Origin of the sequence: Streptomyces griseosporeus, assembly GCF_014656055.1 — a bacterium.
Lineage (GTDB): Bacteria > Actinomycetota > Actinomycetes > Streptomycetales > Streptomycetaceae > Streptomyces > Streptomyces griseosporeus.
In genome coordinates, this window is record NZ_BNBR01000001.1 from 533381 (window position 1) to 557142 (window position 23762).

The 23762-nt window shown below is 73.8% G+C and carries 19 protein-coding genes; 10 read left to right on the forward strand and 9 right to left on the reverse strand.

Going from position 1 to position 23762, the window contains the following annotated elements; translation table 11 throughout:
- The first annotated feature begins 118 nt into the window (after window positions 1-118).
- Together IE308_RS02395 and IE308_RS02400 are read left to right on the forward strand one after the other, a co-directional pair.
- On the forward strand, window positions 119-463 hold the full coding sequence (locus IE308_RS02395) for a helix-turn-helix transcriptional regulator (protein WP_162655679.1): 345 nt from the start codon (window positions 119-121) through the stop codon (window positions 461-463).
- A 1165-nt stretch (window positions 464-1628) separates the two neighbouring features.
- Window positions 1629-2069 carry a C40 family peptidase gene (locus IE308_RS02400; protein ID WP_190216374.1) on the forward strand — a complete coding sequence of 147 codons (441 nt, stop codon included), beginning with the start codon at window positions 1629-1631 and terminating at the stop codon, window positions 2067-2069.
- Window positions 2070-2150: 81 nt separating this feature from the next.
- Here the strand turns inward: IE308_RS02400 and IE308_RS02405 are convergent, their stop codons facing one another.
- The gene (locus IE308_RS02405; RefSeq protein WP_190217335.1) at window positions 2151-4085 is read right to left on the reverse strand and encodes a DUF1996 domain-containing protein; all 1935 of its coding nucleotides are present in this window, start codon (window positions 4083-4085) and stop codon (window positions 2151-2153) included.
- A gap of 245 nt (window positions 4086-4330) precedes the next feature.
- Between IE308_RS02405 and IE308_RS02410 the strand changes: the two genes are divergently transcribed.
- Complete coding sequence (locus IE308_RS02410) at window positions 4331-5422, forward strand: ABC-2 transporter permease (RefSeq protein WP_190216375.1); 1092 nt, start codon at window positions 4331-4333, stop codon at window positions 5420-5422.
- An 88-nt stretch (window positions 5423-5510) separates the two neighbouring features.
- Entirely contained in the window at window positions 5511-6044 is a 534-nt protein-coding gene (locus tag IE308_RS02415; RefSeq protein WP_110634872.1) for a DoxX family protein, read from the forward strand.
- A gap of 31 nt (window positions 6045-6075) precedes the next feature.
- Here the strand turns inward: IE308_RS02415 and IE308_RS02420 are convergent, their stop codons facing one another.
- From IE308_RS02420 to yicI, 5 genes are all read right to left on the reverse strand, one after another.
- On the reverse strand, window positions 6076-7869 hold the full coding sequence (locus tag IE308_RS02420; protein WP_190216376.1) for a PP2C family protein-serine/threonine phosphatase: 1794 nt from the start codon (window positions 7867-7869) through the stop codon (window positions 6076-6078).
- A 189-nt stretch (window positions 7870-8058) separates the two neighbouring features.
- A complete protein-coding gene (locus tag IE308_RS02425; RefSeq protein ID WP_190216377.1) occupies window positions 8059-8319 on the reverse strand; it encodes a type B 50S ribosomal protein L31 in 261 nt (86 codons plus the stop codon).
- A 49-nt stretch (window positions 8320-8368) separates the two neighbouring features.
- Complete coding sequence (gene rpmG, locus IE308_RS02430; RefSeq protein WP_110634866.1) at window positions 8369-8533, reverse strand: 50S ribosomal protein L33; 165 nt, start codon at window positions 8531-8533, stop codon at window positions 8369-8371.
- Between the two features lie 52 nt (window positions 8534-8585).
- Entirely contained in the window at window positions 8586-8840 is a 255-nt protein-coding gene (locus IE308_RS02435; RefSeq protein WP_190216378.1) for an alpha/beta hydrolase family protein, read from the reverse strand.
- An 86-nt stretch (window positions 8841-8926) separates the two neighbouring features.
- Window positions 8927-11215 (reverse strand): alpha-xylosidase, encoded by a 2289-nt coding sequence (gene yicI, locus IE308_RS02440; protein ID WP_190216379.1) that lies wholly within the window; start codon window positions 11213-11215, stop codon window positions 8927-8929.
- 284 nt (window positions 11216-11499) lie between these two features.
- Here yicI and IE308_RS02445 point away from each other — a divergent pair, with 284 nt between their 5' ends.
- From IE308_RS02445 to IE308_RS02460, 4 genes are read left to right on the forward strand one after another with little or no spacing between them, the layout of a single operon-like run.
- Entirely contained in the window at window positions 11500-12753 is a 1254-nt protein-coding gene (locus IE308_RS02445; protein ID WP_190216380.1) for an ABC transporter substrate-binding protein, read from the forward strand.
- Window positions 12750-13694, forward strand: coding sequence for a carbohydrate ABC transporter permease (locus IE308_RS02450; RefSeq protein WP_190216381.1), 945 nt, complete (start codon window positions 12750-12752; stop codon window positions 13692-13694). Before IE308_RS02445 ends, IE308_RS02450 begins: the two co-directional genes overlap by 4 nt.
- Window positions 13695-13700: 6 nt before the next feature.
- Window positions 13701-14534 carry a carbohydrate ABC transporter permease gene (locus IE308_RS02455; RefSeq protein ID WP_190216382.1) on the forward strand — a complete coding sequence of 278 codons (834 nt, stop codon included), beginning with the start codon at window positions 13701-13703 and terminating at the stop codon, window positions 14532-14534.
- Window positions 14535-14551: 17 nt separating this feature from the next.
- The gene (locus IE308_RS02460; RefSeq protein ID WP_190216383.1) at window positions 14552-15931 is read left to right on the forward strand and encodes a GH1 family beta-glucosidase; all 1380 of its coding nucleotides are present in this window, start codon (window positions 14552-14554) and stop codon (window positions 15929-15931) included.
- A gap of 40 nt (window positions 15932-15971) precedes the next feature.
- On the opposite strand, the gene IE308_RS02465 is transcribed toward IE308_RS02460, so the two are convergent.
- From IE308_RS02465 to IE308_RS02475, 3 genes are read right to left on the reverse strand one after another with little or no spacing between them, the layout of a single operon-like run.
- Window positions 15972-16829 (reverse strand): DUF72 domain-containing protein, encoded by an 858-nt coding sequence (locus IE308_RS02465; protein WP_190216384.1) that lies wholly within the window; start codon window positions 16827-16829, stop codon window positions 15972-15974.
- 52 nt (window positions 16830-16881) lie between these two features.
- Window positions 16882-18453, reverse strand: coding sequence for an amidohydrolase (locus tag IE308_RS02470; RefSeq protein WP_190216385.1), 1572 nt, complete (start codon window positions 18451-18453; stop codon window positions 16882-16884).
- A 40-nt stretch (window positions 18454-18493) separates the two neighbouring features.
- The gene (locus tag IE308_RS02475; protein WP_190216386.1) at window positions 18494-20026 is read right to left on the reverse strand and encodes an APC family permease; all 1533 of its coding nucleotides are present in this window, start codon (window positions 20024-20026) and stop codon (window positions 18494-18496) included.
- A gap of 206 nt (window positions 20027-20232) precedes the next feature.
- On the opposite strand from IE308_RS02475, the gene IE308_RS02480 reads away from it, so the two are divergent.
- Complete coding sequence (locus tag IE308_RS02480; RefSeq protein ID WP_190216387.1) at window positions 20233-20856, forward strand: TetR/AcrR family transcriptional regulator; 624 nt, start codon at window positions 20233-20235, stop codon at window positions 20854-20856.
- 308 nt (window positions 20857-21164) lie between these two features.
- Window positions 21165-23687, forward strand: coding sequence for a SpoIIE family protein phosphatase (locus IE308_RS02485; RefSeq protein ID WP_190216388.1), 2523 nt, complete (start codon window positions 21165-21167; stop codon window positions 23685-23687).
- The last annotated feature ends 75 nt before the right edge of the window (window positions 23688-23762 follow it).

Below are 23762 nucleotides of genomic sequence, written 5' to 3' on the forward strand. Positions count from 1 at the left end.
TCGGTCGTGGCACGTTCAGCGGATCCAGGGTGGTCCCACGTGCCTTACACGTCAAGGGATACATGAAATTTAGTTCAGGCTTTTGTATACGCGAAAACGGGGCCGTACAATCCCACTCATGGAGGGAGTGCCTGAGCCACACACGGGATGGACGTTTCTCACCAACCACGCGCGCGTGCTGGCCGCCATCGCCGACGACCACACCGCGCGCATTCGTGACATCGCGCTGCACTGCCGCCTCACGGAGCGCGCGGTCCAGAAGATCATTTCCGACCTCGAGCGGGACGGCTACCTGTCCCACAGGCGCGAGGGACGCGGCAACACCTACCGGATCGACCCCACCAAGGTGCTGCGCCATCCGGCCGAGGCGGGACTCGGGCTGACCGTCGCCTCCCTCCTGTCGCTGCTCGCCCACGACGAGGCCGACCGCGCGGAGGCCGGCCACCCCGTGGGCGGCGCCTGAAACGACCCGCGGCGCCACACACCGTCACCACATCGGCACAAGACCGCCGACATCACGATTACGTATCGGACATTCCTCGCCTCAACCTTCACACGAGGTACACAAGTTGGCTAGGTTGACGGTCGGGCCGCACGGACGACTCCGGCGAACTGCGCCGGGCCGGGCGGCCTCCGCCGAATCCGGACCGCCCGAGCGGTCGCCGGAGCCGGGGCCGACCACCCCGGGGTGAAGCGGCCGACTGCCCGCGCGGCAGGGCCGCAGGGCACGACCTCCATGCGTCCGCGCCCGCACCGACGGGCCGGCACGGCAGGCGGAGCACGGGAGGAGTACGGCATCGATGGCGCCGGAGCGCAACACGATCCCCACCACCGGTCCGGCCCGCGCGAGCGACCCGTTCCGCGCCCCGGCCGTTCGCTCCCGCCCGGTACCGGCCGGTGACACGACACCCCTCACGGGCGATGACAGTCCCGGCCGGGAGGAGGTGCGGCGCCGCATCGCCGCGCTGTACGACCTCGCGGAGAACGACACCGGGACCTTCAACGCCACCCGCGCACAGGCCACTCGGGGGCGCCGGCCGGCCGACGACGCGCGGGGGCGCGCCGAGTCGCCGCTGGGCGCCGTGACCCGGCAGTGGTTCGACGTGGCCCGCGCCAAGCTGGGCCCGACACTGCCGGCGGTGCTGCCCGGCAGGGCGCCGACGCGGGCTGAGACACCGTCACCGGCAGTGCGTACGGCGACCGATGCCCCGTCGCGCGCGTTGCCGCCTGCGTCCGGCGCACCCTCGCGGGCCCTGCCGGCGGCGTCCGGCGCACCCTCACCGGCGCTGCCCGCGGCGCCCGTGCTTCCGGCGCTTCCGGAAGCCGGGCCGGCATCCGGCCGCCAGGAGCCCGGCCCCGCGCAACAACGGCAGAGCGTCTCCCCCGCGGCGGCCAAGCAGCGCACCCAGGGCCAACTCGCGGCGTGTCGTGAGCTGTTGGCGGGGCTGAACGCGGCGGCCGACACGGGCTGGGCGCTCCCGTGCGACGCTGGGGGACCTACGGCCGACGGTGCGGAGTCCCGGGCCGACTCTTCGGGACTCTCAGCCGACCTTGCGGGGCTTGCGGCTGACACTGGGCAACACATCTTCGACAGCGGCCAGTTCGCACTTCCCGCCTACACTCCCGCCATGGCGCCCGCCCCGGTCATGGAGCCCGCCCCGGTCGTGGACCCCTTCCCGGCCATCGAGCCCGCTCTGGCCACGGAGCCCGTCCCCGACGGCAAGGCCGCGCCCGCCGTCGCCTTCGCGCGGGCGCAGACCGGCAAGCCCTGTGTGTGGGGTGCGACCGGTCCCGGCTCCTACGACGGACCCAGCCTGGTCCGGGCGGCATGGCGGGCCGCCGGGGTCGTACTGCCGCGCACCGCACAGGACCAGGCGCTCGCCGGCACGCCCGTGCCGCCGGCCGCAGCCCGCCCCGGCGACCTGGTGTTCTTCCAGGACGCGGCCGACCACGTCGGCCTGTGCACGGGCGCCGGGACCGTCGTCCACGCGCCCGGCCCCGGCGCGTACATCCGTGAGGAGCCGCTGGCCGAGGCGGGCCCCGTCGACGGCGTCGTACGGCCGAGCTGACCGCGCGGGGGCTGCCCCCGGACACGACGAAGCCACCGGGTGCGTCCCCGCACCCGGTGGCTTCGTCGTTGTGTGCCCGTGTCACATGGGACGGCGGCGTGTGCGGCGCAGCAGGAGGAAGCCCGCGGCGGCCAGCACCGCTCCCAGCGCCCCCGGCCACAACTGGGCGCCCGTCTCGGCGAGTCCGCCCTGCGCCTGCGGTTCGCTCTGCGGGAGGTCCGTCGTCGCCGGCCGGGCGGAGGAGGTGACCGGCGGCGCGCTGGCGCCGTCTGCGGCGGGGGCGGAGCCGGACTCGGTGCCGCCGCCGGTGCCGCCCTGCGCCTCCTGGGTCGAGGCCGCCGTCGGGGAGGCCGAGGCGTAGACCTGGGGGGCCGTGGCGGTGGGGCCGGTGGCCGGCTGTTCGGCGGCGCCTGCCGTACGGCTCGGCTGTTCCTGCGGGGCCTGGGAGTGCTGCGGCGCTCGCGAGGTCGCCGGTGCCTGGGGCGTCTCAGGCGCTTGCGGCGTCTCGGAGGCCTGAGGCGACTCCGGGGGCGCGGTCGTCTGGGAAGCCGGCGGGGCCTGGGAAGCCGGCGGGGCCTGGGAGGCCGGAGGCGTCTGCGGGGCCTCGGGGCTCTGGGTCGGCTCCTCCCCCGTGCCGGTGCCCGGCGCGTCCGTCGCGCCGCAGCTGCGGCCGCTGTTGATGCAGTCGACCATCTCCCCCATCAGGTCCTCGTCGAAGACGTTGATGAAGTCGCCGTGGTCGGTGACCGGCTTGTGCAGCTGCTCCGGGAAGGAGTCCACGGCGAAGAACGGCGTGGTCCGGCCGCCGTCGGCGAGGCTCGGGGCGTCGACGTCGTAGACGATCCGCTGCACGAGCTGCGGTATCGGCCGGAAGCCGGCCGGGCAGCTGCCGTCGGCGGCCGCGAAGGCCACGTGGGTGCGGTGGTTGGCGCTGTCGATGTTGCGGCCGTCCCAGCAGCTCTGGAAGCGGAAGGTGCGCACCACCTTGCTGCCCTCGGGGCACAGCGGGTAGCGGTCCTTCAGCTGGCGGTCCTCGTAACCGGTGCAGCTCCAGGAGGCGTTGGCGTTGGTGGTGCCGTTGACGAAGGCCTTGGCGTCACCGGTGATGATGCGCAGCAGCCGGGGCATCGCGGTGACCTTCTCGCGCGGGTTGCCGACGAAGGTGAGCGTGACCTCGGCGGGCGTGACGATCTCGCCGGAGTTGCCCTCGGTACCGCCGCCGGGCGCGTCGGCGTCCCGCTCGCGCGTGCCGTTCTGCAGCCGCAGCACCGGCCAGTAGTACGACGACCTGTCGCCCTTGTCCACACAGCTGGTGTCGGCCCTCGCCAGGTCGTCGTCGCCGGCGAAGGCGGTGTTGGACTGGTTGCCGACGTAGTCGTGGAAGTGGTGGGCGCCGTTGCTGACGCCGGGGGCGACGATGACGTTGTCCGAGTTGAACAGGCCCTGGGCATTGACGCCGCAGCTGGTGGTGAAGGTGCCGCGGAAGGCGCCCTGCTGGACCGGCGGTGCGGGGACGTTCGGCGGGACGGTGGTGATGTCGGCGTAGTCGTCGGCGTCGGGTCCGTTGCCCGACCGCTGCTGGTCCTGCTGCTGCGACTGCCCGGACCCGCCCTGGTCGCCGTTCGCGCCGTCGTCGCTGGTGCGCAGGGTGCAGGCGACCAGCTCGTCCAGGCCCTCCGGGCGGTCGCCGGCCGTGTCGACGGCGTCGGCGATCTTCCCGATCGTGGCCTCGCGCTCCTCCTGGAGGGGCTTGACGACGGCGTCGGCGGCGGAGCCCGGGTCCTGCCGGGCCGCGCCCTCCTTCAACTGCCGGTAGGCCCGGGCGATCTGCTCGTCCAGCGCGGCGAGCTGGAGGTCGACCTCGGTGCGTGCCGCGTCGGGCACGTCGCCGAGCCGGTCGCCGACGTCCGGGCAGTCGATGGTGACCGCGTTCCAGGTGCCGTCGGCGCCCTGTGCGGTGGTCTCGGTGGCGGAGGCGTACACGTTCGCCACCACCAGTCCCCCGCCGCCCAGCATCAGGGCGACGGCTGCGAAGGTTGCCCGTCGTGCGCCAGTGGGGCGCCTGCGCGTGTTGCGTGCCAAGGAGTGCTCCTGCGTCGTGGCCGGCCGGGACGGTGATCCCCCGGTCCCATACGCGGCGGGAGCCCGTCGTGTTCAACGGCCCCGGAGATTCACAGGAATTCTTCACCACGCGCTCCCCGCCCCTCGAACGGCCGCCCTCTTCGTGCCGTTGTGCGTCGGCTGTGCCAGATTCGTGCCCGGTGGAAGACGACAGCGCAGCGCACGAGCGGCCCGGAACGGCGCACGGCGGCCACGGCGGGCCTCCGGCGCCCGGCGAGCGGTGGGCGCGTTTCAAGGCGTCTCCGCTGCTGCCGGCCGCGGTGCTGGTGCTGATCCTGGCGAGCGCGGCGGCGCTGTTCGCGGGCTCGTACACCTACGCCATGGCGAACCCGACGCCGCACTCGATCCCCGCCGCCGTGGTCGGCTCGTACGAACAGACGCGCGGCCGGGCCTTCCTGGACGGGATGGAGAAGGCACTCGACGCCTCCGTGAAGGTGCACGCCTACGACACGACGGCGCGGGCCCGGCAAGCCCTGGACGAGCAGAAGGTGTTCGCCGTCTTCGACGTGCGCGACGACGGCCGGACGGTGGTCCTGGACCTGTCGAGCGCGTCGGGTGTGTCGGTGGCGGAGGTCCTCGCCGACACCGCGCCGGCCGTGGGCGAGCGCACGGGTGTCCGCGTCACGCTGAGGGACGTCAAGCCGTTGCAGGAGGGCGATCCGCGCGGCCTGGCGATCTTCTACGTCTCCCTCGCCGCGGTGATCATCGGTTTCGTCGGGGCGATCCAGCTCAGCGTCCACGCCCGGGCGCTGACGCCGGTGGAGCGCATCGCGTTCACGGCGGCGTACGCGCTGCTCGGCGGGTTCGCCGTCGCGGCCACCGTGGACTGGCTGCTGGGCGCGCTGGAGCTGCCGTTCGTCGAGTCGTGGATGATCCTGGCGCTGACGATGTTCGCCGCCGGCATGGTCTTCACCATGTTCAACACGCTCGTCGGCCGCTGGGCGATGCTGCCGACGTGGGGGCTGATGGTGCTGCTGGGCAACCCGTCGTCCGGCGGCGCGGTCTCCTGGCCGCTGCTGCCGTCGCCGATGGGGGTGATCGGGCGCTGGCTGCCGCCGGGCGCCTCGGTCGACGCCCAGCACACCGCCGTGTACTTCCCCGGTCATCAGCGCGCCTTCCCGTTCCTGGTGCTGGCGGGCTGGGCGCTGGTGTCGTGCGCGGTGTTCTGGATCTGGCGGCACCGCCACCCGGGCGGCAGCCGGCCGGCCGGGCCCGCGCCCGAGCCGCCATGAGCGGGGTGAGCCCCGGGATCCCGGCATGCCGGGGGCGGGGCCGGGCACCCGAAGAGCACTGTTCACGACATCGTTCCGGGAGAGGATCATGAGTCTGTTGCGCCTGGTCGGCCGTCCCCTGCTCGCCTCCATGTTCCTCACCGGGGGCCTGAACTCCCTGCGCGCGCCGGAGAAGGTGGCGCCCGTGGCCGAGCCGGTGGTGCAGCCGGTCGCGGAGCGGGTGCCGCTGGTGCCCGACCGCACCGAGCAGGCCGTGCGGCTCAGCGGGGCCGTGCAGGTGGTGGGCGGGCTGATGCTCGCCACCGGCCGTGTGCCGCGGATCGCCGCGCTGGCCATCGCGGGCACGCTGGTCCCGACCACGCTGGCCGGGCACCGCTTCTGGGAGGCCGAGGACCCCGGGGAGCGCGCCCAGCAGCGCATCCACTTCTTCAAGAACCTCTCGATGCTCGGCGGTCTGCTGATCGCCGCCGATGACACCGGCGGCGCGCCCTCGCTGCTGTGGCGCGGCCGGCACGCCGCGCACGACCTGCGGCGCGACGCCCACCTGGTGCGCCGTACCGCCAGGGTGGCCGCCCGTCCGGCGGCGGCCGTGGGCGGCGTACGGAGCAAGCTCCCGGTCTGAGCAGCCAGGTACCGAACCGAAGAACTGCGGGTCAGGCGACGCGGCGGAAGGCGAGAACCGTCGCGTCGTCCTCGGTGTGCGGGCCGGTGAGCCGGTCGACCAGCCGCTGGACGTAGGCGTCCAGGGCGGCGCTGCCGGGCGGGATGCCGTCACGGGCGGCGGCCCGGGCGGTCCGCAGCAGGCGCCCGCCGTCCCGGTCGAGGTCGGAGCCGCGGCGTTCGATCAGGCCGTCGGAGTAGAGCAGGACGACGTCGCCCGGCCCCATGAGGGTCTGTCCCGCCGTGTAGTGCTCGCCGGGCAGGACGCCGAGCGGCATGCCGGGACCGCCCGGCGGCGGGTCCAGCAGCGTCACGTCCGAGCCGTGCACGAGGAGCGGGCAGGGGTGGCCGGCGCAGGTCCAGCGCAGCAGGCTGCGGTCGCGGTGGAAGCGGGCGATGACCGCGGTGGCGGTCGACTCGTCGCCGTCGTCGCAGGCGACCTCGTTGAGCCATGCGGTCAGTTCCTCCACCGGCCGGCCGGTGAACGCCAGCCCGGCGAGCGCGTACCGCAGCTTCGCCATGAGGGTGACCGCGTCCAGGCCGTGGCCGCGGGCGTCGCCGAGCGCGATGAGGACCTGCCCGGAGGGCAGCATCCGGGTCTTGTACCAGTCGCCGCCGACCCGGGCCGTGCGGGCCTCGGGGCGGTAGACGGCGGCGGCCTCGACGCCGTAGCGGGCGAGTTCGGCGGGGAAGCGGGGTACGACGGCGTCGCGCAGCCGCTCGGCCACGTCGACGAGGGTGTCCGCCCGTTCGCGCTGCGCCCGCGCCTCGCGGACGGCCTGCTCGGCGAGCGCGCGGCTGTACCGCTCCTCGGTGACGTCGTGCAGCACCGCCCGCAGGGTCCACACCGGTCCACCGTCGGGTTGGACGGGCTCGGCGACGAAGTGCACGATCCGCTCGCGGGGCTGGACCACGCGGAGGTCGCACTCGGTGACCCGCTCGCGCAGCAGAACGTCGTGGACGGCCTGCTGGAAGTGCTCCAGGCTGTCCGGCGCCAGCATCCGGCCCAGGTCGACGAGGCCCGGCAGCGGGTGGTCGGGCGGCAGGCCGAGCACCGAGCGCAGGCCGAGGGAGGTCTCCACGGTCCCGTCGCCGAGGTTCCACTCGGCCCAGCAGACCCGCACCAGGCGCTGGGCCGCCCGGGCGGTCCGGCTGTGCTGGCCGCGTTCCCAGATGAGCAGCAGCAGATCCCCGCACGGGGCGACGCGGACCTCGTGGCTCATCCGCACCACGGTGCCGTCCGGCGCGGCCAGGGACCACTCGACGGGCTCGGGGCCCTGGACGCGGCCGGTGCGGTGGGCCTCGGCGAGCATGCGGGGCACGGGGGTGTCGGCCAGGCCGGGGAAACGTTCGAACAGCGGCACCGGTCCGGTCCATGGCGGCAGGGTGCCCGGCGGGACGATCCGGTCGGCGTGCGCGCGGGCGGCGACGTTCCGCCCGGTGTACAGGAAGTCCCGGGCCCGGCCGCGCTCGTCGAGCAGCGGGGTCACGGTCAGCGTGACGAGGGGCAGCGCGTCGAGGAGTTGCCGGGCCGACGGATCGGCGGCGGAAGCGGGGCGCAGAGGTCTGCCGGATCCGCCGCTCTCGCCGGCCGGGGCGGCACGCGAGAGGGCGTACGCGCTGATACGGCGTCGCTGTGCGGTGAGCAGCGCGTCCAGGGCCTCGATCCGGGGCCCGCGCTCGTCGTCGGGAGTGCCCACGCGGCCGGGGGCGGCCGGGGCCTCCGCCGTGGGGGCGGGGTCCTTCGGTGGCGTGGTCCGGTGGCTGCCATGGCTGGTGGTGCTCATGGTGTGCGAGTCACCCCGTACGGACGCTTGACGCGTCCCGTCGGGCAGGTCGTCGGCCGCGCCCGTTTTCCGCGGTTACGCCGCCCGTGGCCCGCCACCCGGGTCCTCGGGGTGGTCCGCCCCTGCCGCACACGGGCGACGGGCCCGGCCCTTCCGTGAGGGGGGCCGGGCCCGTCGGGATGGGCCGGGTCAGGGGCGGGACGGCTGCGTGCCGCCGTAGCGCCGGTGGAAGCGCTCCACACGGCCCGCGGTGTCGACGACGCGCTGGTTGCCCGTGTAGAAGGGGTGGCTCGCGGAGGAGATCTCGACGTCGACCACCGGGTAGGTGGTGCCGTCCTCCCACGTCACGGTCGCCGTCGGGGCGGCGGTGGAGCGGGTGAGGAACGCGACGCCCGCGGCGCGGTCGCGGAAGACGACCGGGCGGGTCTCGGGGTGGATGCCGGGCCTCATGGTGTGGTCCTTCCTCTCGGTGGTCCGACGGTGGACGGGGTGGGCGGGGTCAGCGCTCCTCGCGGAAGAGGACGTGCTGCCCGGCCACCCGGTCGTACTTGCGCAGGACCAGCCGGTCGGGGTGGTGGAGACGGTTCTTGCGCGTCACATAGGTGACGCCGGTCCCGGCCGTCGACTTCAGCCGGACGACGGGACGCGCGGTGCTGCGTGCCATGGGGCCCTCCTTTCGCGGACCGACACCCACCGGATTGATCGGTTCATGTCAGTCACGCCTTGTCCAACACGGGGCCGGGCCGGTTCATTCCCGGGTCATCGCGGGGGCGACGCCGCGACCCGCGCGGTGAACGCCAGGAGGACGCGAAGCATTCCTCGACGTCCGCGTCGGACGCGCCGATCCACAGATGGTCGGCGCCGGGCACCCGGTGGAAGGCGACGTCGGCGCCCACCGCGAGCAGGGCGGACGCGAGGCCTTCTCCCTGGGCGGCCGGTACGACGGTGTCGTCGGCGCCGTGCGGGACCAAGGGCGGCGGCGCGTCCGCGGAGGCATGGGCGACCGAACCGCTCAGCCGCCCTGACCGACCCGTCCTCGTCGGTGGACGGGCCCCGCTCACCCCCCAGCGGCGGCTCGCCCCAGGGGTACTACGACCTCCCCCGCGCCGCTCGCGCTCGCGCCCCCCGCCACCCGCACCGTGAACGGGCGGTCGGTGCCCTGCGCGCTGACGCGCAGCCGGTCGCCGTCGCGGCGGACGGTGAAGTGCGCGGCCGGGGCGCCGGTGAGGGCCGGCACCGTGACCTCGGCCGTGTAGTCGCCGGCCGTCGTGGGGTGGACGAGCAGGGTGGGGTTCTCCAGCCAGTCGCCGTCGGGGCGGCTGTCGTCGGAGGCGAGCGGCAGGACGGCGCCCTCGCGGACGTACAGCGGCAGGCTGTCGTAGCCGTGCCGCTCGGTGCGCCAGGCGGGGCCGGTGACCCGTTCGCCGGTCAGCAGGTGGGTCCAGGTGCCCGCGGGCAGGTAGACCTCGACCTCGCCGTCCTCGGTGAACACGGGCGCCACCAGCAGGTCGGGACCCAGCAGGTACTGGCGGTCCAGCGGGCGGCACGCCGGGTCCCCGGGGAACTCCAGGACCATCGGGCGCATCACCGGGACGCCGGTACGGTGGGCCTCGGCGGCGGCGCCGTACAGGTAGGGCATGAGGCGGTGCTTGAGCAGCGTGAACCGCCGGGCGACCTCGACCGCTTCCTCGCCGAAGTTCCACGGCACCCGGTAGGACGAGGAGCCGTGCAGTCGGCTGTGCGAGGAGAGCAGGCCGAAGGCGAGCCAGCGCTTGAAGACCGCCGGGTCGGGGGTGCCCTCGAAGCCGCCGATGTCGTGGCTCCAGAAGCCGAAGCCGCTCAGGGACAGCGACAGTCCGCCGCGCAGCGACTCCGCCATCGCCTCGAACGACGCCCAGCAGTCGCCGCCCCAGTGGACCGGGTACTGCTGGCCGCCCGCGGTCGCGGAGCGGGCGAACAGGACGGCCTCGCCCTGGCCGCGTTCCTTCTCCAGCAGTTCGAAGACGGTCCGGTTGTACAGGTGCGTGTAGTAGTTGTGCATCCGCTCAGGATCGGAGCCGTCGTGCCAGACGACGTCGGTGGGGACGCGCTCGCCGAAGTCCGTCTTGAAGCAGTCCACGCCCTGGTCGAGCAGGGTCTTGAGCTTGGCCTGGAACCAGGCGCGGGCGTCGGGGCTGGTGAAGTCGACGAGGCCCATGCCGGCCTGCCACAGGTCCCACTGCCAGATGTCGCCGTTCGGGCGGCGCACCAGGTGGCCGAGGCGGGCGGCCTCGTCGAACAGCGGGGACTTCTGCGCGATGTAGGGGTTGATCCAGGCGCTGACGCGCAGGCCCCGCTCCTTCAGCCGGGCGAGCATGCCCTCCGGGTCGGGGAAGACGTCGGGGTCCCACTCGAAGTCGCACCACTGGTACTCGCGCATCCAGAAGCAGTCGAAATGGAAGACGGTCAGCGGGATGCCCCGCTCGGCCATGCCGTCGACGAAGGACGTCACCGTCGCCTCGTCGTAGTCGGTGGTGAAGGACGTGGTCAGCCACAGGCCGAAGGACCAGGCGGGCGGCAGGGCGGGGCGGCCGGTGAGGGCGGTGTAGCGGGCGAGGACGTCCTTCGGGGTGGGGCCGGCGACGACGTGGTACTCGATCGTCTGGTCCTCGACGCTGAACTGCACCTGGCCGACGGACTCGGAGCCGACCTCGAAGGACACCTTGCCGGGGTGGTTGACGAAGACGCCGTAGCCGCGGGAGGAGAGGTAGAAGGGGATGTTCTTGTAGGCCTGTTCGCTGCTGGTGCCGCCGTCGGCCTGCCAGACGTCGACGACCTGGCCGTTCTTGACGAACGGGGTGAAGCGCTCGCCGAGGCCGTAGATCTGCTCGCCGACGCCGAGGGCGAGCTGGGCGAGGACGTGGTGGGCGCCGTCGTCGGTGGTGGCGAAGGCGGTGCCCTTGGCGCCCGCGCGGGTCAGCTCCCGGCCGTCCGGGCCCAGGAAGGCGAGCGCCCAGGGGGCGGCCTCGTCCAGACGCAGGGTCAGCGGGCCGCTGGCCAGCTCGGTGACAGTGCCGTCGCGGCGGACGGTGCCGGCGCCGTCCGGGTCGCCGGTGAGCGCGAAGTCGGGGCCGGGGCGGCGCTTGCCGGCGTGATGGGTGACGCGGACGCCGATGACGCCCTCGGCGGGCGAGAAGCAGTCGACCCGCAGGAGCGGGGCGTTGAGCGTGTCCCCCCTCTTCGTCACCTTCTTCACGGCGGCATGGGCGGTGAAGCGCTTCGACTCTGCGCGTACGTCACGGACCTCGGTGGCGTAGGAGATCTGCACGCCGTCCCGGATGCGCCAGAAGCCGTCGGTGAACTTCATGTTCTTCCTCGGGGGGAGAAGGGCTGTTCGAGCGAGGCACGGAGACGACCGCTCCGGCATTTTGATCGTACACAAAACAAATAGGCCGGAACAGGGTCGACTCTCTAGATCTGACGGCTGACCTGCACAGATATACAGAAGACCGGTGACCGTCACCCCGGAGCGTGAACGAGCGCACACGGATCCGGGTCTGGCGCGGGCAGCTCCGCATGACGTATTAGTCATCGCAGCAAACAAAACAGCTCCGGCGCCGCCGCCGGATGGGACGACAGCAAGGGCCGCCTATGTCGAAGCGCTTCAACAGACGCTCCCGAAGGGCCGTGATTCCGCTCGCAGCCGTCTCCGCCCTGGTCGCCGGGGCGGGACTGACCGGCTGCGGCCAGCAGCGCGACGCCTCCGTCTACACCGTGCTGAACTCGTCGACCGATGAGACGTACCACCGCTGGGACGCGGAGGCGATGGCCCGGTGCGGCGAGCGGCTGGGCGTCCGCATCGAGCAGCAGAGCGTCCCGGCGGCGCAGGTGATGACGAAGGCGCTGCGCATGGCGTCGTCGAAGTCGCTGCCCGACATCGTGCAGTTCGACGCCTCGGAGATGCCGACCTTCGCCGAGGCGGGCGGACTGGTCGACCTGCGCACGCTCGGCCTGAGCACCGCGGACGTCCCGCAGGGCATCGTCAACTTCGGTTCGTACAAGGGGACGTACTACGGGGCCGCCCGCTCGGTGAACACCCTCGCCCTCTTCTACAACAAGGACGTCCTCGACCAGGCCGGGCTGAAGGTGCCCACCACCTGGGCCGAGCTGCGCGAGACGGCGAAGCAGCTCACGCGGGGCAAGCGGTACGGGCTCGCGCTCAGCGCGGGCGGCGCCGAGGACGGCGTCTTCCAGTTCACGCCGTTCATGTGGTCCAACGGCGGCGACGAGACCCGCCTGGACGGACCGGAGGTCGTCGAGGCGCTGGACTACTGGAAGAGCCTCCTCAAGGACGGCTCCCTGTCGAAGTCGACGGTGGGCTGGACGCAGGCCGACGTCAACGACCAGTTCATGGCGGGCAACGCCGCGATGATGATCAACGGGCCGTGGCAGGTCGAGACGCTCAACACCAAGAAGTCGCTGCACTGGGGCATCGCCCGGATCCCGGTGCCGGAGGCGGGCGGGAAGTCGGTCGGCCCGCTGGGCGGCGCCGTGCTGACCGTGCCGAACACCGGTGACGAGCAGCGGGAGCGGACGGCGGGGAAGATCGTCGCCTGTCTCTCCAGCGAGCAGGAGCAGCTGACCTACGCGCTCAACAGCTGGATGGTCCCCGCCAACGAGAAGGCTGCCGCGGTGTGGCGGCAGCGGGTGCCCGAGCTGGACGCGCTGGCCGACCAGGTGGCCGCGGCGCGGTCCCGTACGGCCAAGCTCGGCGCCGGCTGGTCGAGCGTGTCGCTCGCCCTGCAGAGCGCCTTCCAGTCGGCCCTGACCGGCGAGTCCAGCCAGGCCGCCCTGAAGCGCGCCCAGCAGCGGGCCACGAGCGGGAACCGAGGTACGCGCCCATGACCACGTCCACCGTCACCGCGCCCGCCACGGTCGCGCAGGCGCCCGCGCCCGGCCCCGCCCGGCTGCGCGGCCGGCGCCGGCTCGCCCAGTGGGGGTTCGTCGCCCCCGCGGTCGTCTTCATGCTGCTGTTCTTCGGCTATCCGCTCGTCCGCAACGTCGTGATGAGCTTCCAGCACTACACGCCGAAGACGTTCTTCACCGGCGAGGCGCCCTTCAACGGCTCCGACAACTGGTCGAACGTCTTCCGGGACGCCCTGTTCGGCAAGGCGCTGTGGCACACGCTGGTGTTCACCGCGGGCTCGCTGCTCGGCCAGTTCTGCGCGGGGCTCGCGCTCGCCGTGTTCTTCAGCCGGAGGTTCCCGCTCAACGGCGTGCTGCGGTCGCTGATCCTGCTGCCCTGGCTGGTGCCCATGGTGGTGTCCGGCATCGTGTGGCGGCGCATCCTCGACCAGGACACCGGGGTGCTGAATTCCTTCCTCGGCACGCTCGGCCTCGACGGCAGCACCCCATGGTTGACCGATCCGCACATGGCGCTGCTATCGGTCATTCTGGTCAACATCTGGATCGGCATCCCGTTCAACATGGTCATTCTGTACGGCGGTCTGCAGGAGATCCCGCGTGAGCTGTACGAGGCGGCTTCTCTTGACGGGGCGTCGGCATGGCGGACGTTCCGGTCCGTCACCCTGCCGATGCTGCGGCCCGTCATCACGGTCGTGCTGGTCCTGGGCTTCATGTCGACGGTCAAGATCCTCGACCTGATCCTCGCCCTCACCGACGGCGGCCCCGCCGACGCCACCCAGACCCTGGGCACGCTCACCTACCAGAACTCCTTCGTGCAGCTGGACTTCGGGGCGGGCGCGGTCGTGGGCAACGTACTGATTCTGATCTCCGCGGTGTTCGCGGTGTTCTACCTGCGGGCCAACCGCACCGAGGGGAAGTGACCGACCATGGCCACCGAGACCGTGAAGCCGCGTGGCGGCCGGCGCCGCTGGGGTTCCACCGTGGCCGGCGTGCTCGTCCTCGCCGTGATGCTGTTCCCGCTGTACTGGATGCTCAACACCGCGCTGCAGCCGGAGGCCGGGCTGCTGGAGGTCGACCCGGTGCCGCACGGCCTGGACCTGTCCGGGTTCTCCAAGGCGCTGACCGACCAGGGCGGCCACCTGCTGACCTCCCTGGTGGTGTCGCTGGGCGCGGTGGCGATCTGCCTGGCGGTCGCCGCGCCGGCCGCCTACGGGCTGGCGCAGTTCCGGCTGCGCGGCTCGCGCACGATCGTGTTCGGCACGCTGATCACGCAGATGGTGCCGGGCATCGTGATCGCCAACGCGCTGTACAACTCGTACGTCGACCTGGGCCTGGTGAACTCGTACTTCGGACTGATGCTCGCCGACGCCTCGCTGGGCATCCCGTTCTCCATCGTGCTGATGCGGTCGTTCATGGTGTCGATCCCGGGTGAGGTGGTCGAGGCCGCGCAGGTGGACGGCGCGGGGCGGCTGCGGACCTTCGTGCAGGTGGTGCTGCCGATGAGCCGCAACTCGCTGATCACATCGGGTCTGTTCGCGTTCCTGTTCTCGTGGAGCGACTTCATGTTCGCGCTCACCCTGAACACCACCGATGACGTCAAGCCGGTCACGCTGGGCATCTACCAGTACATCGGCGCGCACGTGGGCGACTGGGGGTCGGTGATGGCCGCGTCCGTGCTGTCCGCGATCCCCGCCGCGATCCTGCTCGTCCTCGCACAGAAGTACATCGCCGCCGGCATCACCGGCGGTTCCGTCAAGTGACCCCTGGAGCCTCGTACATGAGCGACTTCCCGCGTTTCCCGGCGGGCTTCGTCTTCGGTGCCGCGACCGCCTCGTACCAGATCGAGGGCGCGGCGGCCGAGGACGGCCGCGGTCCGTCGATCTGGGACACCTACAGCCACACCCCCGGCCGGACGGCGAACGGCGACACCGGTGACGTCGCCTGCGACCACTACCACCGCTACCCGGAGGACGTGGCGCTGCTGCGGGAGCTGGGCGTGGACTCGTACCGGTTCTCGATCGCCTGGCCGCGGATCGTGCCGGACGGGTCGGGCACGGTGAACGCCAAGGGGCTGGACTTCTACGACCGGCTGGTCGACGAGCTGCTCGCGGCGGGCATCGAACCGGCCGCCACCCTCTACCACTGGGACCTGCCCCAGGCCCTGGAAGACCGGGGCGGCTGGCGGGTGCGGGAGACCGCCGAGCGGTTCGCCGAGTACACCGCCGTCGCCGCCGAGCGCCTGGGCGACCGGGTGCCGCGCTGGATCACGCTCAACGAGCCGTGGTGCAGCGCGTTCCTCGGGTACTCCGTCGGCCGGCACGCGCCCGGCGCGCGCGAGGGCCGGGGCGCGCTGGCCGCCGCCCACCACCTGCTGGTCGGGCACGGTCTCGCGGTGCGGGAGCTGCGGGCGGCCGGGGTGCGGGAGGTGGGCATCACCCTCAACCTGGACCGCAACCTGCCCGCCTCCGGCTCGGACGCCGACCGGGCGGCCGTGCTCCGCGCCGACACCCAGCACAACCTGGTGTGGACCGAGCCGCTCCTCGCGGGCCGCTACCCCGCGTCGGAGGAGGAGACCTGGGGTGAGCTGATCACCGGTCAGGACTTCCGGCGGGACGGGGACCTGGAGCTGATCGGGCAGCCGCTGGACTTCCTCGGCATCAACTACTACCGGCCGATCGTCGTCGCCGACGCCCCCTACCGCGAGGCCGATCCGGCGCGGCGCGTGGCGACCGACAACCGGTACGCCGAGGTGCGCCTGGAGGGTGTCCGGCACACGGCGATGAACTGGCCGGTCGTCCCGGAGACCTTCACCGACCTGCTGGTGGACCTGAAGGAGCGGTACGGCGACGCGCTGCCGCCGGTCCACATCACGGAGAACGGCTCCGCCGAGGCCGACGAGGTCGGCGCCGACGGCGCGGTGCACGACGCCGAACGGGTGGCCTACCTGCGCGACCACCTCACCGCGCTCAGGGCGGCGATGGACGCGGGCGTGGACGTGCGCGGCTACTACGTCTGGTCGCTGCTGGACAACTTCGAGTGGGCCCTCGGCTACGACAAGCGGTTCGGCATCGTGCGGGTGGACTACGCCACCCAGCGGCGCACGCCGAAGGACAGCTACCGCTGGTACCGGGCGATGATCGCCGCCCAGCGAGGCTGACGGCCGCCGGGCCGCCCGGGGCCCGCGGGGACACCCTCGCTCAGCCGGCCGCGGCCGCCTGCGTGAGGAGCTGTCCCATGCGCTCGGCGGCCCGTACGGCGGCGTCGCCGCAGCAGTTGTTGAACAGCACGTGGACGTCCTCGGCCCGGGCGGCGAGGTCGTGTATCCGGGGCACCCACTCGGCGAGTTCGGCGTCCGTGTACGCGTGGCGGAAGCGGTCCTCCTTGCTGCCGGTGCCCCAGGCCGGGCTGCGGCCGTGGAACCGCACCACGGCCGTCCGCGCGGTGACGGCCGTCACGGGCGGGACCGAGGTGGGCAGTCCGGGCGCGGTGTCCACGGCGACGGCGGCGAAACCGTGGCCGCGCAGCAGCTCCTCGGTGCGCGGCCGCTGGGCGCCGTCCCACCAGGAGGGGTGCCGGAACTCCACGGCGACCGGCCAGCCCGCGGTGCGCTCGGCGCACTCGGCCAGGAACTCCCGGGCCCGCGGGCCCGGCCGCAGCCACGGCGGGAACTGGAACAGGACGGTGCCGAGCCGGCCCGCATCGCGCAACGGGGCGATCCCGTCCGTGAACCGCGCCCACACCTCGTCCAGCACCCGCGGGTCACGGGAGTTCGGCGGCAGGCCCGGCGGCAGCAGCGCGGGGCGGGTCGGATGGCCCGTCAGCAGGGAGAAGGCCTTCACGTCGAAGACGAAGCCGTCGGGCGTGCGGGCCGCCCACAGACGGCTGTTGCGTTCGCTCGGCAGCGCGTAGTACGTCGCGTCGACCTCGACGAGGGGAAAGCGCCGCGCGTAGTGCCGCAGGCGCCCCTCCGCGTCCTTGTGTCCGGCCGGGTACCAGCCGCTGGCGACCAGTTCCCGGTCGGTCCAGGAACAGGAACCGACCAGAATCTCACCCATGACGGACGGTTACCCCCGAGCCGCCGCCCGAGTCCGCCTTCTCCTCCGCCCCTCAGGCACCCCGGTGCACGACATGACCCCCCGTCACCGTCAGCCGCACCGGCGCCTCGGCGACCTCGTCGGCCGGGGCCTCGACCGGATCGAGTCCGAACGCGGTCAGGTCGGCCCGGAAACCGGGGGCGATACGGCCCGCGACGGCGGACTCCCCGGCGGCGCGGGCGGCGTGCGTGGTGCACCCCTCCAGCGCCTGAAGGCCCGTCAGGCCCGGGTGGGCGGAGGCGGCGCCGCGCGGTGAGCGCGCGGTGGCCAGGACGGCACGGGCGTCGTAGTGCGCGATGGGCCAGTCGGAGCCGAGCGCGACGGTCGCGCCCGCCTCGCGCAGGTCACGCAGCCGCCAGGCACGCCCGGCCCGTTCGGCACCCAGCCGGCGCGACCACTCGTCGGTGCCGTCGGCGCGCGTGTACGCGGTGTGCGGCGGCTGCATGGACGCGGCCACGCCCAGGGCGGCGAACCGCGGCAGCAGGTCGTCCGGGGCGGTCTCGATGTGCTCGACGCGGTGGGCGCCGTACCCGTCCGGGCCGAGCGCGGCCACCGTGTCCAGGACGTGCCGCACGGCGGCGTCGCCGATCGCGTGCGTCGCCGTGCGCACGCCGGCCGCGTGCAGATGGCGTACGGCGGCCGCGTAGGCCTCGGGATCGGGCCAGAAGGCGTCCGTGCCCCGGCCGTGGCAGTCGGCATGCTCCAGCCAGGCGGTGCCGCCCTCGACGGTGCCGTCCATGAAGAACTTCACCCCGCCGACCCGCCAGTGCCGGCCGCCGCGGCCCTGCAGCGCGATCAGCTCGTCGAGTGCGTCGCGGTCCGCGCCGGGCATGCACCAGGGCGCGAACCGCAGCCGCACCGGCAGCACGCCCTCCTCGGCGACGGATCCGACCAGCTCCAGGTCGCCGCCGTCCATCACGTGCGCCCCGGTCAGCCCGGTCGCCGCCATCGCCGACAGCAGCTCCAGCAGGCGCGCGCGCCGGGCGGCGTACGGCAGGCGGGGCAGCACGTCGGCGACCAGGTCCATGGCCGCGTGCTCGACGAGATGCCCGGTGGGCCGCCCGTCCGGGTCGCACACCACCTCCGAGCGCTGGGTGAAGGCGCGGGGCCCGGTCACCCCGGCGGCGGCGAGCGCCGCGCCGGAGGCGAGCGCGGAGTGGCCGTCGTACAGACGCAGGAAGGCCGGGGCGCCGCCGAGGACGTCCTCGACGAGGTCGCGGTGGATCGGGCGGCCCTGGAAGGCGTTGTGGTCCAGGCCGTAGCCGACGACCCAGCCGTCGACGCGTTCGGCGGCGGCGAGCGCGGCCCGCAGCCCGGCCAGGTCGGTCACCGCGGACAGGTCGGCGCCGGTGGCCATCTCCAGGCCCCACACGGGGTGGCTGTGCCCGTCGGCCAGGCCGGGCACGAGGTGCGCGCCGCCCAGGTCGACGACCTCGGTGCGCGGACCGCGCCAGTCGCGTACGTCCGCTTCGTCGCCGACCGCGCGGATGACGCCGTCGGCGACGGCGACGGCGGTGGCCCGCGGGCGGTCCGGGTCGAGGGTGCGGGCCTGGGCGCCGATGAGCAGGAGGTCGGCGGTGGGCATGCGGGGGACTCCTTGGTGCGGTGGTGGTGGAGGGAGTTGGTTACGGCAGTTCGGCGGGCCTTGCCGTATCGGCGGGCTCGGCCGGCGGGGTGGGCTCGGCCGCCTCGACGGAGCCGGTGGGCTCGGCCGCGAAACCCGCGTACGCGTGGGGTCGCCTGTGACGGAGCCAGGCGGCGAGCGGGAGGCCGAGGAGGAAGACGGCGGGCGCTACGAGGACCAGCACGGTGTTGACGGTCGAGGACGCGCCGGTGAACAGGTCGATGTGGGTGACGACGAGGACGATCGCCGTGGCCAGCAGCGCCGTGGCGGCCAGCGGGGCGAGAACCGTGCGCAGGGCGCCCTCCTGGTGGCGGAACCGGCGGAAGTAGCAGGGGACGGCGATCGCGGCGAGGAGCTGGAGCAGCAGCAGGCCGATCATGCCGGGCGTGTTGACCCACAGCAGCAGCTGCCCGTACGGGTCGGCCCCGGCCGCCCGGAAGGCGAGGACGACGGCGGCACCGAGCACGGTCTGGGCGATCCCGGCGACGTACGGGGAGCGGTGGCGGGGGTGGACGCGGCCCAGGGCGCGGGGCAGCACGCCCTCCTCGGCGAGGGCGAGGCCGTAGCGGTTGATGGCGTTGTGGAAGGCGAGCAGGGAGGCGAGGACGCTCGTGACGATGAAGACGTGCATGAGGTCGGCGGCCCAGCCCCCGACGTACGTGGTGATCGCGGAGAAGAACAGCCCGCCCGGGTCCTCGGCGGCGGCCCGGACGACCTCCTCGTCGCCGAATGCCTGGACGACGGTCCAGACGACGAACGCGTAGAACAGGCCGAGGAATCCGACGGCGAGGTAGGTGGCGCGCGGGACGGTGCGCTCGGGGTCGCGGGCCTCGCGGCGGTAGATGACGGTCGACTCGAAGCCAGTGAAGGCGGCGAAGGCGAAGGCGAGGACGGCGGCGGTGCCGGGGACGAGCACGTTGCCGGGGGCCAGGGAGGCGGCGGACAGCCCGTGCGCGCCGCCCTTCAGCAGCACGCCGGCCGCGAGCAGGACGAGGATGCCGGTCTCGGCGACGAGCAGGACGCCGAGGATCTTGGCGCCGAAGTCGATGGAGCGGTAGCCGCCGTAGCCGATCAGCAGCAGGCCGGCCAGGGACACCGGCAGCCAGGGGATGTCGGTGCCGAGGAGGGCGTGCACGGTGTCCTGGGTGGCGGTGCCGAGCAGGCCGTAGACGCCGATCTCCATGCCGTTGTAGCCGACGAGGGCGAGCAGGGCGGCGCCGATGCCGACGGGGCGGCCGAGACCGCGGGTGATGAAGGCGTAGAAGGCGCCGCCGCTCTTCACATGGCGGCTCATGGTGGTGAAGCCGACGGCGAAGACGGCGAGGGTGAGACCGGCCAGCAGGTAGCCGACCGGGGCGCCGATGCCGCCGAGCAGGATGGCGAGCGGGGCGACACCGGCCATGACGGTCAGGGGCGCGGCGGCGGAGACGACGAAGAAGGCGATGTCGGCGGTGCCGAGGGAGCCGGGGCGCAGGGTGGCGGCCGCGGACGCGGCCGGGCCCTCCTGCGGGGCGTCGGGGGTGGTCACGGACATGCACGGGTCCTTCGAGCGGAGGGATCAGGAGGTGCCGGGGCTGCGACGTGAGGGGCGGGGGCGTGCAGGGCTGGGGCCTGCGTGGCCGGGACGTGCGGGGCTGGGACGTGCGGACGTAAACCTAAAGGCTTTCGGTTTCGGCAATGTAGCCTCTCCCTGGGCATCCGGGAAGATCCCCGGGCAGACCTTCAGGGAGAACGCAGACCATGGGACGGCCGCGCACACCGCTCCTCGACCGGGAGCGCATCACCACGACCGCGCTGCAACTGATCGACGAGCAGGGCGACTTCAGCGTCCCGCAGATCGCGCGGCGGCTGGGCGCGCAGACCGGCTCGGTGTACCACCACGTCGACGGCCGGGACGGCATCGTGGAACTGCTGCGCGAGCGGGTCGCGTCCGCGATCGACCCGGCGACTCTGGAACTGGCCCCGTGGGACGAGGCGCTCGCCGCCTGGGCCCGCTCCTATCGCGCCGCGTTCGCCGCCCACCCCCGGACGATCCCGCTGCTGATGACGTCCCCGGTGCGGGCGCCCAGCGTGCTCCGGCAGTACGAGCGGGCGGTGACACTGCTGGGGGACGCGGGTTTCGCGACCGAGGCCGTCATGCCGGTGATCGTGGCGCTGGAGAACCTGGTCCTCGGCTCGGCCCTGGACCTCGCCGCTCCGGAGGCGATGTGGGAGCTGCGCGAGGACACGCCCACCCCCCGGCTGGCCGAGGCCCTGGCGGCGGTGGGCGAGGGCCGCGCGGACCGGGCGTTCGAGGTGGCGCTGACCGGGTTCATGGACCATGCGCGGGCGTTGCTGGAGCGGGGCGGGGGCGGGGAGGCCTGACCTGCGCCGGTGCGGGGCGGGTCCGTCCGCCGGTGCGTGGGCGGGTCGCCGCCGATGCGGGGCAGGTCCGCCCGCCGGTACGGGCGCAGATCCCGTACGCCGGCGCAGGGCAGGTCCGCCCGTCGGTACGGGCGCAGGTCCGTCCGCCGGTTCGGGGCGGGACCGTCCGTGTGGGATGTGCCGCCCTGGCTCCGCCCGCCTCCCCCGCCCGGATCCCGGCCGTCGGCGCCCAGCGGATGCGCCGCGCCCCGCGCCTGGCGCATCCTTGCTGTGTCGCCCAGGCGGCGGCGCACGGACGAGGTAGGGCGATGACTGGGAGCGCCGGAGACGGCTCGGGGACATCCGGGCGGCTGGCCGCGCTGCTGACCGGGGCCGCGTCGGACGCGACCCGCGCGGCGGGCGGCCGGGTCGCGGGCGTCTACCTGCGCTCGGGCAGCCCCGGGCTGCTCCGGCTGGCCGCGCTGGCCGGCCTGCCCGGTGAACTGTTCCGTCCCTGGTGGCGGCTGCACGTCGACCGTCCCTTCCCGGTGGCCGACGCCCACCGCCTGGGCGTGACCGTGGTACTGCCGAACGCCACCGAGGCGATGCGCCTCTACCCCCAGTTCGCGGCCGGGCTGCCGTTCCGCTTCGGGTCGCTGAACGTGCCGGTGGCGACGGCCGACCGGTCCTTCGGCGTACTCACCGTGCTGCGGCCCTCCGTTCCCGACGTCACGGAGATCGTCACGCAGCGCGAACAGCTGGCCCAGGTGGCCCACGGGCTGGCCGCGGCCCTGCGCGGCCTGGAGAACGGCGGATCCCCGGTCCTGTGGGACGAGCCGCCGCTGTGCGTGCATCCTGCCGCGGCCGACTCCCCGAGGAGACGGCACGGCTCTCTCGCCTGGGAACCGGGCGACGACCGGCTCACCCTGGACGCACGGGCGCGGGAGCTGCTCGCACTGCCGCACGAGGACGCCTCGGGCACCCTGGCCACGCTGGTGTCCGCGGTCGCCGCCGAGGACGCCCGCCGCCTCACCGCCGTCCTGCGCGAGGCGGCCCACGGCAGACCTCCGCCGCTGCCGGTGCCGGTGCGTACCAGGGGCGGGGCGCTGCGGTTGCTCGACGTGGAGCCTCCGCCGTCCGGGGCGTCACCCGACCGGGCCCGTCGGGTCGGCGCGGCCGTACTGGAGCCGGGTCCCGCCGCTCCCGGCGACGCCGCCGCCGACCTGCTGCCCGAGGGCGTGTTCTGTCTGGACCGGCTCGGGGTGGTCGTCTACGCGAATCCGCGCGCCCTGCGGCTGCTGGACGTGGACCGGGACCGGCTGCTGGGCCGTGCGCTCTGGGAGGCCGTGCCCTGGCTGGGCCGCCCCGGCCACGAGGACCAGTTGCGCGGAGCGCTGCTGGCGCTAGAGCCGGTCCACTTCCACGCCCAGCGGCCGGCGGCCGGTCAGGACCGGCCGGGGTCTCCCGGCGGCGACCTGCTCGCGCTCTCCGTCTACCCCGGGGCGGACCTGCTCACCTGCACCGTCGTCACGGCGGCCAGCGCCACGGACACCCCGGCGGCCGACGTCACCGCACCGGCCGGGCCTCCCCTGTCCGCCGACGGCGACGCCGTGGTGCCCGCTCCGCCGGGGCCGGCGCCCGCGGCCCTGCCGTACCGGCCCATCGTGCTGGCCATCGCGCTGACCGAGGCGGTGACCGCCCGGCAGGTGTCGGCGGTGGTCATGCAGGAGCTGCTGCCCGCCTTCGGCGGCCGCCGGCTCGCGATCTACCTGCTCCAGGAACGGCATCTCTTCCTGGCGTGGGAGTCCGGCTTCCCGCCGGGCTTCCTGTCCCCCTTCGAGGGTGTGGGGCTGGACGCGCGGCTGCCCGGCGTGGAGACGCTGACCACCGGCCGGCCGCTGTTCTTCGACTCGATGGAACAGCTCCAGGCCGCCTACCCGGGCATCCCGCTGGACTCGACCGAGGGGGCCCGCGCGTTCCTGCCGCTGATCGCCTCCGGCCGCCCGGTCGGCTCGTGCATCCTCGGCTTCGACCGGCCGCGCAGTTTCAGCGCCGAGGAGCGCACGGTGCTCACCGCGCTGGCCGGGCTGATCGCGAACGCGATGGAGAAGGCGCAGCGCTACGACACCGAGGCCGCCCTCGCCCGCGGACTCCAGCAGGCGCTGCTGCCCCACCGGCTGTCCACGCACCCGTGGGTGCAGACGGCCGGCCGGTACCTGCCGGGGACGGAGGGGATGGACGTGGGCGGGGACTGGTACGACGTGGTGGAGGCGGGCGACGGGCTGGCGCTGGTCATCGGGGACGTACAGGGGCACGGGGTGCAGGCCGCGGCGACGATGGGTCAGCTGCGCACCGCGGTCCGCGCCTTCGCGCTGGGCGACCGGCCGCCCGAGGAGGTCGTCGCCGGCACCAACCACCTGCTCATCGACCTCGATCCGGGGCAGTTCGCGAGCTGCTGCTACGTCCGTCTGGACCCCTCGACCGGGCGGGCGCGGGCGGTGCGCGCCGGGCATCCGCCGCCCCTGCTGCGTCACGCGGACGGACGTACGGAGGTGGTGGACCTGCCCGGTGGGGTCGTACTGGGCGTGGACCCGCGCGCCCACTACCCGGTGGCCGAACTGGAGCTGGAGGCCGGGGCGGTGCTGGCCCTGTACACCGACGGCCTGGTCGAGCGGCCGGGCACGGACATCGACGAGGGCATCGCGGCGCTGCGGGACGCCCTGGCCCGCTCGGACGTCCCCGCTGGCCGCCCGCTGGCCGAGATCGCGGACCTGCTCACCGCGACCGCCCGCCGGGCGGCCGACCGCCCGGACGACATCGCCCTGCTCCTCGCGTCCCGCCGCGGCCCCTGACCGCACGGCGGTCCCCTCGGCCCGTCCGACTCGCCGGCACACCGGTCGACCCGCTCCCGTGCTCACCCGGTCCTC